This window comes from Ideonella sp., from assembly GCF_035254525.1.
In the GTDB taxonomy this organism is placed as follows: domain Bacteria; phylum Pseudomonadota; class Gammaproteobacteria; order Burkholderiales; family Burkholderiaceae_C; genus Ideonella.
Genome location: NZ_DATFAN010000129.1, coordinates 1 through 15052 on the forward strand (window position 1 = coordinate 1; position 15052 = coordinate 15052).

Sequence of the window (15052 nt, forward strand, 5' to 3'; positions counted from 1 at the left end):
GTCGGCAACCGCGTGCGCCGAAAGCGCAACGGCCTCGTGAGTCTCGCGGTTCGGCCGGAAATCTAGGATGCGTGTCGACCGAAAGTCCCGGTATTGCGCCCGCGGCTTCTTGATCGGCTTGCAGTGCAAGACCTCAACGAACGGCTCAGCCTCGAGAGTGCGAGCCACCACGTCGCAGGTCTGCGAGACGACGACAAGCCAGTGATCCGCAGCCACTTCGACGGCGGCCGCGCCAGGCCGAGTAAGGTGCCGCGCGATGGCCGCCAGCATCCCCGGAGGCACTACGGCCCCAGTGCGCCAGCCCTGCTCTGCAACCTCGTCTCCAAGCGGCAAGGCGTCCTCACTCGTCGGACGCCAGCGACTTGGCAGATGGACGGCGCTTGAAGCCGGCCTCGGCGAGCTTCTGGCTGCGAGTCTTCGGCTTGCCGGCCAGCTTGGCCAAGAGTTCGTCGAACGCGCCAGCAACGGCGGCCTCGTCGAACTGGTCGGCAACCATCATCGTTAGGACGGTGCGCCCGTCCGCGAGAGGCTCATTGGAGACGGAGCTCAGCGGAGCCGTCGTCCGTTCGCGCCACTGCTTCGCAATGCGCTCGACCGCAGCCAGGCGCTCACGACTGGCGCCCTGCAGCTTCACGTCGCTGGAGGCATCGAGCCACTTGTAGAGGCCGGGCCGAGACAGACCAAGCGCTCGCGCCAGGTTGGACGTCGACAGTCCCAGAGCGGCCTGAAGTGCGGCCAGCCGTTCGACTCGAAGTCGAGCAGCTGCGCTCGGTGTTGCCTTGGCTGCAGCGGCCGCCTTCTGAAAGGCATCCTTCGAGGCCTTTGACCAACGCGACCACGAGTCTGCGTCGAAGTCTTCAACTGTGACGGTCGGGATCGCCGATGTCGCGAGCAACACGTCTGTGTCGACGATCAGGACAGTCCGTGCGCCGGTCGACTTGGTCCCCACGCGATAGGACCCAATGAGGTGCGTCTCACCGCCGCCATAGAACTGCATCGGCACAGCGGGATGAAACGACTCGGCGGCATCGATGATCGTGCTCGGACGACGCTGAAGCAGCGTCGCACGCTGAGCGTTGTAGATCCGTGCCTCGATCGTGTCGCTCACATCCACTCCTTGTTTGCCGTGGCAGACAGCGCAGCCTTGAAGGTCCGCGAAGTCAGCTTCTGCATGTCAGTGTAGATGCCGACCAATTGGGCGGCGTCGAAGACTTGATTGATGTCGCGCAGGCAGTCCGTGTCGATGAAGCCGATCGCCTTCTCGTCCCTGACCCTTTTCTCGCAGTCAACCATCACCTGCGGCTTGTGCAGCGGCATCGCGTTGAAGTTCGGAGGTAGCAGCATCCCAGCTGGCGCCGGCGCGCCCACACGGAGGTTGACGGTGGCGCTATCGAACAGAAATGCGGCCGCCCACAGCGACCCAGTCGGCTTCGCGCCGTCGGGAGCGATGCCCTGCAGCTGCTGGGCCAGGTACTCCGCCGGCGAGCGATCGCCGCTCGGGAGGATGAGGTCGACGTAGCGCAACCCTGCGCGCTCCACGAACGCACCGAGGTCTGCCTCGTGGATGGCGTCGAGGACGTCGGCCCATCGGGTCATCAGGTCAGCGGAGTTAACGTAGCTCGTTGCGTGCAGTGAGATCGACCTGGTGCCGAGCTGGACGCCGTGCTTCTGGTCAGCCGAGATCAGCTGCCAGATCGGCTGGGCGGAAGGCTTGGCCCCGTCGACGACAAGTTCCTGCCCTTCGACGGTCTTCGGGAAGGTGGAACGTAGTCGATCTTGCAGGCCAGGCACCTTCGTCGCCATCGAGTAGTACGGCGAGATGACCAGCTCTGCGACCACGTAGGCGAGCGGGGGCTTACGCCACGTACCGAGCGTGGTGGTGGGCATGCGGGCTCTCCTTCGGTGCGTTGCAGTTGCCTGTAGTGCTCTCTTCGGAGCATGTGCAAATTAGTTTACAGGCTAGTTGACACGCATGCTGCGAAATCGTTCCGGGTTTACGCGTGCTTCACTTAGGTGCTCACGAGCCGTGCGGAGCTTAGCTCCCGCTAAGTCATTGATTTTAAAGACGCAATGGCTTCGCCTGGTGCGACTTCCCTCGGTCGGTCTCATCCGGGACCGCGGGCCGCGGGCCGTGTGTGGCGGTGGCGTCGAGCTTCATGACGACGGACGGCGCAATCTTCACAGAACATCGAGTCCAGCCGCAAAGCACTTGGATGGAGGACGGCTTTGGGGAGCTCAAGTCGGCAGTCTGGGTGTCGACTCAGGGTCGCGTGCGGATCCTCCTAGCGACGATCAAACGTCCCCGAAGCAGTCGTCGCCGGCGACGCCACAGGCTGACCCTCTCCCGCTCATGGCCCGTGCCTCGCAGGCCGTCGCACCAGCTCTGGCGGTCAGTTGCATTCGCCTGGCGCGCGTCGCAGTGGCTTCGACGCCCTGCGCCGGCTCAGCAACTGCCCTGGTAAGCGGTGTCGATCTCGTTGAACACCGAGCCGGTGTCGATGTGGTCGACATAAGGCCCGGTGCCGGCATGCTCCGAGCGCGAGGCGGGCACGAAGGCGCCGGCGGCCACGTCGAAGACATGCACCTCGCCGTCCTCGATCACATAGTGCCAGCCGTGCAGCGAGAGCTCGCGCGCCTCGACGCGGCGGCGCACCATCGGGTAGTCCATCAAGCGCTCGAGCTGCAGCACGATGGCGCGCTGCTCGGTGCGGCGCAGCGCCTCCGGCGTCGGCTGCACCGGCAGCACCGCGTCGCGGCCGAGGTCGAGCCAGGATTTCAGGTTGATCGCCTCGTTCGACACGTCTTCGTACAGCGCCTTGATGGCGCCGCAGTGGCTGTGGCCGCAGACGATGATGCGGCTGACGTGCAGGTTCAGCACCGCGAATTCGATGGCGGCCGCGGTGCCGTGGTGGCCCAGGGCCCCGTGGCCGGTCGTCGTGCCGCAGCACGGCGGCACGAAGGCGCCGACGTTGCGCACCATGAACAGCTCGCCCGGCCCGGCGCCAGTGAGCAGGTAGGGCACGAGGCGCGAATCGGAACAGCCGATGAACAGCGTGGTCGGGTGCTGGCCGTCGTCGACCAGCGAGCGGAAGTGCGCCTCGTAGCGCGGGAACGCGTCGTCGTGAAAGCGCCGCAGGCGTTGCAGCAACTCGTCGGGCATGGGCGCGCGCGCTACTGGACCAGCGGCGTCTCGGCGGCCTGCAGCGACACGCCCTCCAGCTCCGCTTCGCCGGCCAGCACCTGCAGGTACTGCCGCAGCGCATTGACCCAGGCCTGCTGCTTCAGGGCCAGCGCGACCGCGCCGCGCACCTCGTCGAAGGCCGGCACGGTGCCGGCCTCGCGCGCGCGGACCTCGACCACGTGCAGCCCGAAGCGGCTGTGCACCAGGCGCGGCAGCACGCCGATCGCCTGCGCCGTGTCGGCGGCGAAGATCTCGCGGGCGAATTCGGGCGCGCAGTCCTCGCGCGTCAGCCAGCCCAGCTCGCCGCCGGCCTCGCGGCTCGGGCAGTTCGACCAGGCCTCGGCCGCGCGGGCGAAGGCCTCGCTGCCCGGCTCGGCGCAGCGCAACTCGAGCAGCACGCCCTCGGCATGGCGGCGCAGGGCCTGCACGTCCACACCCGGTGTGACCGCGAACAGCACGTGGCGCAGCTGCAGCTTCTCGCCCTGCGCATGGCTGCCGAGGTGCGCCTCGTAGTGGCGGCGCAGTGCCTCGTCGCCCGGCTCGGGCACATTCAGCTCGCGCTCCAGCAACGCCTCGATCGCATCGCCAGTGTCGGCCGATTCGGCCAGCAGCCCGGCGCGCTCGGCCGCCTGGCGCAGCAGCTCGGTACAGGCCCGCTGGCGCAGCGTCTCGGCGTCGAGCAACTCGTCGGCCTGATGCAGCGCGACGCCATTGACGCAGGCCAGCGGAATCGTCGTCGTGTCCATCACTTCGCTCCCCGCACGGCAGTGTGGCCGACAACCGGCGGCCGGGCGGCGGGCGTGGCCGCCGGGGCCGGGCGAGCCGGCCCGGCCGGCGGCAGCGTGCGGCGCGAGGCCAGGTGGCCGGCCGGCAGGTTCAGCCGCCGGCTGCGCACGAGCTGGTACGGCCGCAGCGCATAGCCGATCGTCGCGAAGCCGCTCCAGACGTGCACCAGGCGGGTGAACGGGAAGACCAGGAAGATGCTCATGCCCAGGATCATGTGGGCCTTGAAGACCCACGAGACATCGGCGATCAGCTCGACGCCGCCGGCGCGCAGGGTGATGACCCGCTGCGCCCACTCGGCCAGCCGCATCATCACGCCGCCATCGAGGTGCTGGCCCGACAGCGGGATCGTGCCCAGGCCCAGCGCGAACTGCAGCCACAGCAGCATCAGCAGCACGATGTCGCTGGTCTTGGAGTTGATGCGGATGCGCGGGTCGGTCAGGCGCCGGTGCAGCAGGATCGTGATGCCGGCGAAGCCGAACAGGCCGAACAGGCCGCCCGAGACCATGGCCATCAGCTGCTTGTTGCCGGCCGAGATGAAGGACTCGTACAGCGCGTGCGGTGTCAGCATGCCCACCGTATGGCCGGCGAAAAGGAACAGGATGCCGAGGTGGAACAGGTTGCTGCCCCAGCGCAGCGAGCCGCTGCGCAGCAGCTGCGACGAATCGCTCTTCCACGAGTACTGGTCGCGGTCGAAGCGCAGCAGGCTGCCGAGCAGGAACACGGTCAGCGCAACGTAGGGGTAGTAGCCGAAGAAGAAGGTGTCGAACCACGAGGCGTTCACAGCGACGCTCCTTGCTGGGTGCTGGCGGAAGAGGACTTGCGCACGATGTGGATGGGCTGCGGGGTGTCGGGCCGGGCCTGGCCGCGCGTGGAGCAGCCGTCGAAGGCGGACGGCTCGGCCCAGGCCTCGTCGACCTCGGGCTCGGGTGCCACCGGCACGGCCTGCACTTTCTCGCCGGCCAGCTCCAGCACCGCGGCGATCACGCTCGCGTACGGGCTCTCGCGCTCACGCAGCGCGCTGAACACGGCGTTCAGGATGTGCGCCATCTCGGCCAGGAAGTCGCGCGCGGCGGCGTCGGGCTGGGTGGACGCGAACTCCAGCACCACCGGCAGGTGGTCGGGCAGCTCCTCGCCTTCGAGCACCAGGCCGGCGCGCTCGTAGGTCTGGCCCAGGTCGACCAGCGCCGGACCGCGCTCGCGCGAGTCGCCGTGCACGTGCTCGAACAGGTGCAGCGAGGTCGCGCGGCCGCGGTCGAAGGTGTCGACGTAGCGGGTCTCGGCCTCGAACGGGTCCATCTGCGCGAGTTGTCGCGCCAGCGCGGCCAGCTCGGCGAGCCGGCCGGGCTTGAGCACGCGCTCGGCCTCGATCGCCTCGATGATCTCGGGCATCGCGGCGCGCAGCTCGGCGCCGGGGTAGCCCAGCATCGCGGCGAGCGCACGCAGCGTCAGGCGCTGGCGGTAGGTGGGTGATTTCATCGCCATGCTCCTCACACCGTCGCCTGGATCGGGATCGTGCGGCGCTTCTTGCCGCCGAACAGCGAGGTCTCGGTCTGCCCTTCGGAGCAGCCGTTGCCGAACGAGAAGCCGCAGCCGCCGCGCAGGTCGAAGGCGTTCTCGGCGTACTCGCGGTGCGTCGTCGGGATGACGAAGCGGTCCTCGTAGTTGGCGATGGCCATGGTCTGGTACATGTCCTCGACCTGCTCGACCGTCAAGCCCGCGGTCTGCAGCGCCGCGAGGTTCTCGGTGCCCTCGACGTGCTTGCCACGCTGGAAGGCGCGCATGGCCAGCATGCGCTCGAGCGCACGGATCACCGGCGCGGTGTCGCCGGCGGTCAGCAGGTTCGCCAGGTACTGCACCGGGATGCGCAGCGCCTTGACGTCTGGGATCTCGCCGTTGACGCCGATGTGCCCGGCGTTGGCGGCGGCCGTGATCGGCGACAGCGGCGGCACGTACCAGACCATCGGCAGCGTGCGGTACTCGGGGTGCAGCGGCAGTGCGATCTTCCAGTCCATCGCCATCTTCCACACCGGGCTCTTGCGCGCGGCGGCCAGCCAGGTCTCGGGGATGCCGTCGGCGCGCGCCTGCTCGATGACCTCGGGGTCGTTCGGGTCGAGGAAGATGTCGCACTGCGCCTGGTACAGGTCGCGGTCGCGCTCGGTCGATGCGGCTTCGGCGATGCGGTCGGCGTCGTACAGCATCACGCCGAGGTAGCGGATGCGGCCGACGCAGGTCTCGGAGCACACCGTCGGCTGCCCGGCTTCGATGCGCGGGTAGCAGAAGATGCACTTCTCGGCCTTGCCGGTCTGCCAGTTGTAGTAGATCTTCTTGTACGGGCAACCCGACACGCACATGCGCCAGCCGCGGCACTTGTCCTGGTCGATCAGCACGATGCCGTCTTCCTCGCGCTTGTAGATCGAGCCCGAGGGGCACGACGCCACGCACGCCGGGTTCAGGCAGTGCTCGCACAGGCGCGGCAGGTACATCATGAAGGTGTTCTCGAACTGGCCGTAGATGTCCTTCTGGACCTCTTCGAAGTTCGCGAAGTTCTTGTCCTTCGAGCGCTTCGAGAACTCACCCCCCAGGATCTCTTCCCAGTTCGGGCCCCACTCGATCTTCTCCATGCGCTGGCCGGTGATCAGGCTGCGCGGGCGGGCGGTCGGCGCGGCCTTGCTCTCCTTGCTCGACTGCAGGTGGTCGTAGTCGAAGGTGAAGGGCTCGTAGTAGTCGTCGATCTGCGGCAGGTTCGGGTTGGCGAAGATGCGCATCAGCAGCTTCCACTTGCCGCCCTGCCTGGGCTCGATGGAGCCATCGGGGTTGCGGATCCAGCCGCCGTTCCACTTGTCCTGGTTCTCCCACTCCTTGGGGTAGCCGATGCCGGGCTTGGTCTCGACGTTGTTGAACCAGGCGTATTCCATGCCGGGCCGGTTCGTCCAGACGTTCTTGCAGGTGACCGAACAGGTGTGGCAACCGATGCACTTGTCCAGGTTCAGCACCATGCCGATTTGCGCGCGGACCTTCATGCCGTGACTCCTTCTTGGGCGACGACGTCGTCGTCCAGCCAGTCGACTTTTCTCATCTTGCGCACCAGCACGAACTCGTCGCGGTTGGTGCCGATGGTTCCGTAGTAGTTGAAGCCGTAGCTGAGCTGCGCGTAGCCGCCGATCATGTGCGTGGGCTTGGTGACGATGCGGGTGACCGAGTTGTGGATGCCGCCGCGCTGGCCGGTGATCTCGCTGCCCGGCGTGTTGATGATCTTTTCCTGTGCGTGGTACATCAAAGTCATGCCGCGGTTCACGCGCTGGCTGACGACCGCCCGCGCCGCGATCGCGCCGTTGGCGTTGAACAGCTCGATCCAGTCGTTGTCGACGATGCCGGCTTCCTTGGCGTCGTCCTCGCTCAGCCACACCACCGGGCCGCCGCGGTTGAGCGTCAGCATCATCAGGTTGTCGCTGTAGGTCGAGTGGATGCCCCACTTCTGGTGCGGCGTGATGAAGTTCAGCGCAATCTCCTTCTCGCCGTTCGACTTCACACCGTAGACGCCCTTCAAGGCCTTCATGTCGATGGGCGGCCGGTAGCTGGTGAACTCCTCGCCGAAGGCGCGCATCCAGGGGTGGTCCTGGTAGAACTGCTGGCGCCCGGTCAGCGTGCGCCAGGGGATCAGCTCGTGCACGTTGGTGTAGCCGGCGTTGTACGAGACCTTCTCGCTCTCCAGCCCGCTCCAGGTGGGCGAGCTGATGATCTTGCGCGGCTGGGCCTGCACGTCGCGGAAGCGGATCTTCTCGTCCTCGCGGTGCAGCGCCAGGTGCGCATGCTCGCGGCCGGTGATCTTGCTCAGCGCCTCCCAGGCCTTGACCGCCACATGGCCGTTGGTCTCGGGCGCGAGCATCAGGATGGTCTCGGCCGCGTCGATGTCGGTCTCGATCTTCGCCATGCCCTTGGTGGGGCCCGCCGTATGAACCTTGCCGTTCAGCTCGGCCAACTGGCGCACCTCGTCGACCGTGTTCCAGGCGATGCCCTTGCCGCCGTTGCCGACCTTCTCCATCAAGGGGCCGAGCGCGGTGAAGCGCGCGTAGGTGGCCGGATAGTCGCGCTCGACCACGGTGACCTGCGGCGCGGTCTTGCCCAGGATCAGCTCGGTCTCGCCGCGCTTCCAGTCCTTGATCGTGAGGCCCTGCCCCAGCTCGGCCGGCGTGTCGTGCATCAGCGGGGTCATCACGACGTCCTTCTCGACCCCGAGGTGGCCGACGCAGACCTCGCTGAAGGCTTTCGCGAAGCCCTTGTAGATCTCCCAGTCGCTGCGTGCCTGCCAGGCCGGGTCCACCGCCGTCGACAGCGGGTGGATGAAGGGGTGCATGTCGCTGGTGTTGAGGTCGTTCTTCTCGTACCAGGTGGCCGTGGGCAGCACGATGTCGGAATAGAGACACGTCGTGCTCATGCGGAAGTCCAGCGTGACCAGCAGATCCAGCTTGCCTTCGGGCGCGTGCTCGTGCCAGCGCACCTCGTCGGGCTTGGCGTCGTCGGGGCCCAGGTCCTTGCCCTGCACGCCGTGCTGGGTGCCCAGCAGGTGCTTGAGGAAGTACTCGTGGCCCTTGCCCGACGAGCCGAGGATGTTCGAGCGCCAGACGAACATGTTGCGCGGCCAGTTGGCCGGCTCGTCCGGGTCCTCGCAGGACAGGCGCAGCGAGCCGTCCTTCAGGCTGCGCACCACGTAGTCCTTGGTGTCCAGGCCGGCAGCCGAGGCCAGGCCGGCGATCTTCAGCGGGTTGGTCTCGACCTGCGGCGCGCTGGGCAGCCAGCCCATGCGCTCGGCGCGCACGTTGTAGTCGATCAGGCTGCCGCCGTAGGCGTTGCGGTCGGCCAGCGGCGAGAGGATCTCGCCGACGCCGAGCTTCTCGTAGCGCCATTGGTCGGTGTGGGCGTAGAAGAAGCTCGTCGAGTTCTGCTGGCGCGGCGGGCGGTTCCAGTCCAGCGCGAAGGCCAGCGCCGTCCAGCCGGTCTGCGGGCGAAGCTTTTCCTGGCCCACGTAGTGCGCCCAGCCGCCACCGGTCTGCCCGATGCAGCCGCACAGCATCAGCATGTTGATGATGCCGCGGTAGTTCATGTCGCAGTGGTACCAGTGGTTCATCGCCGCGCCGATGATCACCATCGACTTGCCGCGCGTCTTGTCGGCGTTGTCGGCGAACTGGCGCGCGACGGCGATGACCTGGTCACGCGGCACGCCGGTGATCTTTTCCTGCCAGGCCGGGGTGTAGGCCGCGTCGTCGTCGTAGCTCCTGGCGCCGTCGCCGTAGCCGCGCTCGATGCCGTAGTGCGCGGCCATCAGGTCGAACACGGTCGCAACCAGCACCTCGCGCTGCTCCTCGGCCGGCACGCCGTCCTTGCACAGGCGCAGCTTGGTGACGGGCACCTTGCGCAGCAGCACGTCGCCGCCGGCCTGCTTGTTCGATTCGAAGTGCGGCGTGTCGATGCCGCCGAAGTACGGGAAGGCGACCTCGGCCACCTCGTGGCTGCCGGCTTCGGCGAGCGACAGGCGCAGCGTGACTTCGGCGTCGCCGCGCGCTTCCTTGTTCTCCAGGTTCCACTTGCCGACGTCGTCGCCGGTCTCGCCCCAGCGGAAGCCGATCGAGCCGTTGGGCAGCACGACCTTGCCGTCCTGGTCGAAGGCGAGCGTCTTCCACTCGGCGTTGTTGCCCTGGCCCAGGTGACCGTTGAAGTCGCTGGCGCGCAGATAGCGCTGGCTGGCCAGGGCCTTGCGGCCGTCCGGCAGCGTGCGCTCCTCGAGCATCACCAGCATCGGCAGGTCGGTGTAGCGCCGCGCGTAGTCGTCGAAATACACCGACCGCTTGTCGAAGTAGAACTCCTTCAGGATCACGTGGCCCATGGCCATCGCGAGCGCCGCGTCGGTGCCCTGCTTCGGGTGCAGCCACAGGTCGGCCAGCTTGCTGACCTCGGCGTAGTCGGGCGTCACCGCCACCGTCTTGGCGCCCTTGTAGCGCACCTCGGTGAAGAAGTGGGCGTCGGGCGTGCGGGTCTGGGGCACGTTCGAGCCCCAGGCGATGATGAAGGTGCTGTTGTACCAGTCGGCCGACTCGGGCACGTCGGTCTGCTCGCCCCAGACCTGCGGGCTCGACGGCGGCAGGTCGCAGTACCAGTCATAGAAGCTCATGCACACGCCGCCGATCAGCGACAGGTAGCGCGAGCCCGCGGCGTACGAGACCATCGACATCGCCGGGATCGGCGAGAAGCCGATGATGCGGTCCGGCCCGTGCTGCTTGGCGGTGTAGACGTTGGCCGCAGCGATGAGCTGGTTGACCTCGTCCCAGCTCGAACGCACGAAGCCGCCGTGGCCGCGCTGGCCAGTCCATTCGGTGCGCTTGGCCGGGTCTTGGACGATGCGCGTCCAGGCCTCGACCGGGTCGCTGGTGGTCTGCAGCGCGGCGCGCCAGTGCTTGAGCAGCCGGCCGCGCACCATCGGGTACTTGACCCGGTTCGCGCTGTACAGGTACCAGGAGTACGACGCACCGCGGGCGCAGCCGCGCGGCTCGTGGTTGGGCAGGTCGGGCCGGGTGCGCGGGTAGTCGGTCTGCTGGGTTTCCCAGGTCACGATGCCGCCCTTGACGTAGACCTTCCAGCTGCACGAGCCGGTGCAGTTGGTGCCGTGCGTCGAGCGCACGATCTTGTCGTGCTGCCAGCGGCTGCGGTAGGCGTCCTCCCAGGTCCGGTCTTCGCCGGTGGTGGCGCCGTGGCCGCCGGCGAACGACTCCTTCGGTTGCGAGAAGTGCGTCAGGCGGTCCAGGAAATGGCTCATGAAAGTCTCCGAGGTGTCGGCCCGCAGTGTCGGCAGGCCGTGACAACCCGATGCGACAGCACCTTGGCGGTGCGTGTCGCTCGGTAAACAGTCGGTGTCAGGCAGGTATCAGCCGCCGTCGTTGGCGGCCTGCCTCGTCAGCAGGGCATCGGCGCGTTCTTGCGGCTGTAGAACCACCAGGTGATCGCGATGCAGGTCACGTAGAAGGCGATGAAGCAGTACAGCGCCGCCTCGGGCCCGCCGGTCATCGAGATCGAGGTGCCGTAGCTCTTCGGGATGAAGAAGCCACCGTAGGCGCCGACCGCCGAGCTGAAGCCCAGCACCGCGGCGGCTTCCTTGTTGGCATCCTTGATCGCCTGTTCCATGAGACCCCCAGTCGCAGCAGGCTGCGACAGCCCCCCGAGGGGGCCGCCGACTTGCTTGGGGCGGCCCGGCGCGGCGTCGGCGCGCGCTTCGATCAAGGCCTTTGCCTCGCGAGTCCGCTCGGTCAGGAAGATCACCGGGATCATGCGGAAGGTCGAGCCGTTGCCGATGCCCGAAGTCGCGAACAGCACGAGGAACGAGGCGAGGAAGCCGGCGAAGTTGCCGCCCTGCCCGCCTGACCCTCCATTCGGCAGGAACTGCAGCACCGCGATCACGCCGATCGCCATCGCGATGAAGTTCCAGAAGGTCACGCGGGCGCCACCGACCTTGTCGGCCAGCCAGCCGCCCACCGGGCGCACCAGCGCGCCGACCAGGGGGCCCAGCCAGGCGTACTGCAACGCGTTGACGCCGGGGAACTGGCTCTTGATCAGCAGCGGGAAACCCGCCGAGTAGCCGATGAAGCTGCCGAAGGTGCCGAGGTAGAGCCAGCACATCCACCAGTTGTGGGCGCGCTTGAAGATCACCGCCTGGTCGGCGAAGGTGGCCTTGGCTTCGGCCAGGTCGTTCATGCCGAACCACGCGGTGACGGCGCTGATGGCGATGAACGGCACCCAGACATAACCCGCGTTCTGCAGCCACAGCACCATGCTGCCGCCCGCCTTGGTCACCGCCTGCGGCGGCCCGCCCAGGTCGCCGAACAGGCTGGCGTTGATGACCAGCGGCACGACCAGCTGCACCAGCGACACGCCCAGGTTGCCCAGGCCGGCGTTCAGGCCGAGCGCGGTGCCCTTCTTGTCCTTCGGGAAGAAGAAGCTGATGTTGCTCATGCTGGAGGCGAAGTTGCCGCCGCCGAAGCCGCACAGCAGCGCCAGCAGCACGAAGACCTCGTAGGGCGTGCCAGGGCTCTGCACCGCCATGCCGATGCCCGCTGCCGGCAGCAGCAGCGAGGCGGTGGAGATCGCGGTCCATCGCCGGCCGCCGAAGATCGGCACCGCGAAGGAATAGAAGATGCGCAAGGTCGCGCCGCACAGGGCCGGCAGCGAGGCGAGCCAGAACAGCTGGTTGGTCGAGAAGCGGAAGCCCACCAGCGGCAGGTTCACGACGACGACCGACCAGACCATCCAGACGGCGAAGGCGAGCGTCAGCGCGGGGATCGAGATCCACAGGTTGCGCTGGGCGACGGACGAGCCGCGCGTTCTCCAGAAGCCGAGATCCTCGGGGTTCCAGTGCGCGATGAGGGAGGTAGAAGCCATGGAATGCTCCGGGGAGTGAAGGGGGTCAGGCGAGCGCGGGTTCGCCCATCAGGCGGGTGCGCCGCACTTCGGTGAAGTACATCCAGATGAGCGACACCCAGACGACGCCGTACAGCAGCATGAAGGCCGAGCTGCGCACGCCGGTGAGGTCCAGCAGGGCGCCGAACATGATCGGCAGGATGAAGCCGCCCAGGCCGCCGGCCAGACCGACGATGCCGCTGATGGCGCCGATGTTGGTGGGGTAGTCGTCGCTGATGTACTTGAAGACGCTGGCCTTGCCGAAGGCCCAGGCCACGCCCAGCACGGCCATGATCATGGTGAAGGTGTAGACGTTCAGGCCGAGGTGGAAGGTCTGCGGGCCCTTGACGGTCAGCACCGTGAAGTCGGTCTGCGGGTAGCTCAGCAGGAACAGGCAGATCCAGCTCACCCACATGACCCACCAAGTCACGCTGTGCGCGCCGTACTTGTCCGACAGCCAGCCGCCGATCGCGCGCAGAACGCCGCCGGGCAGCGAGAAGCAGGCCGCCAGCAGCGCGGCGATGCGGATGTCCAGCCCGTACTCGCCGACGTAGTACTGCACCATCCACAGGCTCAGGCCCACGTAGCCTCCGAACACGATCGAGTAGTACTGGCAGTACTTCAGGACCTTCGGATCCTTCAGCGCCTTGAGCTGGTCCTTGAAGCTCACCGTCGGCGGCACCAGGTGCGCCGGATCGCTCGCGCTGAAGACCCAGAACAGCACCAGCGTGCCGAGCATGATGGCCGCGTAGACCTGCGGCACCATGGTCCAGCCGAAGGCGACGACCAGCGCCGGCGCGATGAACTTGTTGACCGCCGCGCCCGAGTTGCCGGCCCCGTAGACGCCCATCGCCAGGCCCTGGCGGCGCTTCGGGAACCAGCGCGCGACGTAGGGCGTGCCGACCGAGAAGGAGCCGCCCGCCAGCCCGACGAACAGCCCGATCACCAGGAAGTGCCAGTAGGCGGTGGCGTAGGACATCAGCCAGATCGCCGGCACCGTGACCGCCATCAGCACGGTCATCACGATGCGGCCGCCGTAGCGGTCGGTCCAGATGCCCAGCGGCACGCGGATCAACGAGCCGGCCAGCACGGGCATGGAGGTGAGCAGCCCGAATTCGGTGGCGTTGAGGTTCAGCTGCTTGCGGATCGGGATGCCGATCACGCCGAACATCATCCAGACCATGAAGCAGGTGGTGAAGGCCAGCGTGCTGACGGCCAGCACGGACCAGGCTTGCCGCGTCACGACGACGGGGGCGGGATGGTGTTGTTGTTGTCCGGTCTTCACGAGCAGTTCCTCGCATCCAATGAGTACAGGCTCAACTGTCGTGAATCGGGGCGCGGCTGAACATCCTCCGGTGGTGGGGACGGACGCAGTGAGAAGGAGGATGGGGAACTAGTTCGGTGGAACTAGCCGCGCACGCTGCTTGATCCAGCGCAACGCGCGCCGGCGAAATTGCGGGCAAGGTGGATCGTGTCGGCCCGGCTGCGCCGGCGGGCCGTGGTGTGGTGCGCGCGGCGTTTCGGCCGGCGGCACCCGTCGCAATTCACGCCGCGCGCGGGCGCGCGGGCGCAAGGGTCACTTGGGTTTCGAGTCGCGGCCCGGCCGGGTCTCGGGCAGGGTCTGCTCGATCACCTCGTCGTCCGGCACGTCGTGCGGACCCGCCTCGTCGGGCACCGGCACCTGGCCGTCCCTGGGTTCCTCTTTGCCCGCGTCGGACTGCGGCGTCTGGGTGGCTGCCATGAAGCTCTCCTGAACAATGGAATCAGGACAGCATCACAGCGGCTGCACGGTCCTGGCAATCGCACTGCTCCGGTATCGGCGTAGGACGGTGTCCCGTGCCAGGGGGCGCGTTCGGCCGACGGCACGCATTTCGGCGCAGCGTTTCGCGGTGCGGCGCCGACGGCCCGCACCCCGCGGCTGCTCAGGCGCGTTCGGTGGCGTAGACCGCCGCCTGCACGCGCGAGCTCAGGCCCAGCTTGCGCAGGATGTGCTGCACGTGGATCTTCACCGTGGTCTCGGCGATGTCCAGCGAGCGCGCGATCTCCTTGTTGCTGGCGCCGCGCGCGATCTGCCGCAGCACCTCCTGTTCGCGCGGGGAGAGCTGCGCCCCGGGCTCCGGCGCCGGCTCGGCCGCCGGGGCGGACACCTGCGCGGAGCCGGTCACCGCAATCGGACCGGGCGCGAGCGGAGCCTGCAGGGCCGCGACCAGCTTGCCCATGAGCTCGGGGCTGACCACCGGCTCGCCGCGCATCACGCGGTGGATCGCCGCCATCAGCACGTCGCCCTCGATGGTCTTGAGCAGGTAGCCGTGCGCGCCCCCGCGCAGCGCCGCCTGCAGGTCCTGTTCGTCCTCGCTCACGGTCAGCAGCACGATGCGCGCCGAGGGCGCCGCCTCCTTCAGGTCCGGCAGCGCCTGGATGCCAGTCGCGCCGGGCAGGTGGTTGTCCAGGAGGATCACGTCCGGCTGCAGCGCCTGCGCCTTGCGCACGGCCTCGGCGGCGTCGGCTGCCTCGCCGGCGACCTCCAGGCCCGGGTCGCTCGCGAAGAGGGCGACCAGCCCGCGCCGGAACAGCGTGTGGTCGTCGACGACGAGCAGGCGGATGGTGGGCATCGTTTTTCCCCGTGGCTCAGGCAAGGGCTTC

13 protein-coding genes are annotated in these 15052 nt (G+C 67.8%); all 13 read right to left on the bottom strand.

What is annotated here, in order from left to right; genetic code table 11:
* Positions 1-270 (bottom strand): hypothetical protein (locus VJ693_RS12920; protein WP_324154685.1); only part of this gene is annotated, 270 nt, incomplete at its 3' end.
* A 70-nt stretch (positions 271-340) separates the two neighbouring features.
* A complete protein-coding gene (locus VJ693_RS12925; protein WP_324154687.1) occupies positions 341-1108 on the bottom strand; it encodes a hypothetical protein in 768 nt (255 codons plus the stop codon).
* Entirely contained in the window at positions 1105-1887 is a 783-nt protein-coding gene (locus tag VJ693_RS12930; RefSeq protein WP_324154688.1) for a TIGR04255 family protein, read from the bottom strand. The genes VJ693_RS12925 and VJ693_RS12930 overlap by 4 nt, the downstream gene beginning before the upstream one ends.
* Positions 1888-2443: 556 nt before the next feature.
* Positions 2444-3160, bottom strand: a complete 717-nt coding sequence (locus tag VJ693_RS12935) for a carbonic anhydrase (protein WP_324154690.1) — start codon at positions 3158-3160, stop codon at positions 2444-2446.
* Between the two features lie 11 nt (positions 3161-3171).
* Positions 3172-3927: a peptidylprolyl isomerase gene (locus VJ693_RS12940; protein WP_324154691.1), complete on the bottom strand. Its 756-nt coding sequence runs from the start codon at positions 3925-3927 to the stop codon at positions 3172-3174.
* Positions 3927-4748, bottom strand: a complete 822-nt coding sequence (gene narI, locus VJ693_RS12945) for a respiratory nitrate reductase subunit gamma (protein ID WP_324154692.1) — start codon at positions 4746-4748, stop codon at positions 3927-3929. Before narI ends, VJ693_RS12940 begins: the two co-directional genes overlap by 1 nt.
* Positions 4745-5449, bottom strand: a complete 705-nt coding sequence (narJ, locus tag VJ693_RS12950; RefSeq protein WP_324154694.1) for a nitrate reductase molybdenum cofactor assembly chaperone — start codon at positions 5447-5449, stop codon at positions 4745-4747. Before narJ ends, narI begins: the two co-directional genes overlap by 4 nt.
* 5 nt (positions 5450-5454) lie before the next feature.
* Positions 5455-6987 carry a nitrate reductase subunit beta gene (narH, locus tag VJ693_RS12955; RefSeq protein ID WP_324154695.1) on the bottom strand — a complete coding sequence of 511 codons (1533 nt, stop codon included), beginning with the start codon at positions 6985-6987 and terminating at the stop codon, positions 5455-5457.
* On the bottom strand, positions 6984-10775 hold the full coding sequence (locus VJ693_RS12960) for a nitrate reductase subunit alpha (protein ID WP_324154696.1): 3792 nt from the start codon (positions 10773-10775) through the stop codon (positions 6984-6986). The genes narH and VJ693_RS12960 overlap by 4 nt, the downstream gene beginning before the upstream one ends.
* Positions 10776-10912: 137 nt before the next feature.
* The gene (locus VJ693_RS12965) at positions 10913-12391 is read right to left on the bottom strand and encodes a NarK family nitrate/nitrite MFS transporter (RefSeq protein ID WP_324154698.1); all 1479 of its coding nucleotides are present in this window, start codon (positions 12389-12391) and stop codon (positions 10913-10915) included.
* A 25-nt stretch (positions 12392-12416) separates the two neighbouring features.
* Positions 12417-13694: a nitrate/nitrite transporter gene (locus VJ693_RS12970; RefSeq protein ID WP_324154700.1), complete on the bottom strand. Its 1278-nt coding sequence runs from the start codon at positions 13692-13694 to the stop codon at positions 12417-12419.
* Between the two features lie 291 nt (positions 13695-13985).
* Complete coding sequence (locus VJ693_RS12975; protein WP_324154701.1) at positions 13986-14150, bottom strand: hypothetical protein; 165 nt, start codon at positions 14148-14150, stop codon at positions 13986-13988.
* 181 nt (positions 14151-14331) lie between these two features.
* Entirely contained in the window at positions 14332-15021 is a 690-nt protein-coding gene (locus VJ693_RS12980; RefSeq protein WP_324154703.1) for a response regulator, read from the bottom strand.
* Positions 15022-15052: the final 31 nt, after the last annotated feature.

Bases quoted from the DNA above. Each gene is read 5' to 3' on its own strand.
- VJ693_RS12930 (WP_324154688.1), bottom strand. From the start codon at position 1,887: ATGCCCACCACCACGCTCGGTACGTGGCGTAAGCCCCCGCTCGCCTAC.
- VJ693_RS12935 (WP_324154690.1), bottom strand. From the start codon at position 3,160: ATGCCCGACGAGTTGCTGCAACGCCTGCGGCGCTTTCACGACGACGCG.
- VJ693_RS12940 (WP_324154691.1), bottom strand. From the start codon at position 3,927: ATGGACACGACGACGATTCCGCTGGCCTGCGTCAATGGCGTCGCGCTG.
- narJ (WP_324154694.1), bottom strand. From the start codon at position 5,449: ATGGCGATGAAATCACCCACCTACCGCCAGCGCCTGACGCTGCGTGCG.
- narH (WP_324154695.1), bottom strand. From the start codon at position 6,987: ATGAAGGTCCGCGCGCAAATCGGCATGGTGCTGAACCTGGACAAGTGC.
- VJ693_RS12960 (WP_324154696.1), bottom strand. From the start codon at position 10,775: ATGAGCCATTTCCTGGACCGCCTGACGCACTTCTCGCAACCGAAGGAG.
- VJ693_RS12965 (WP_324154698.1), bottom strand. From the start codon at position 12,391: ATGGCTTCTACCTCCCTCATCGCGCACTGGAACCCCGAGGATCTCGGC.
- VJ693_RS12975 (WP_324154701.1), bottom strand. From the start codon at position 14,150: ATGGCAGCCACCCAGACGCCGCAGTCCGACGCGGGCAAAGAGGAACCC.
- VJ693_RS12980 (WP_324154703.1), bottom strand. From the start codon at position 15,021: ATGCCCACCATCCGCCTGCTCGTCGTCGACGACCACACGCTGTTCCGG.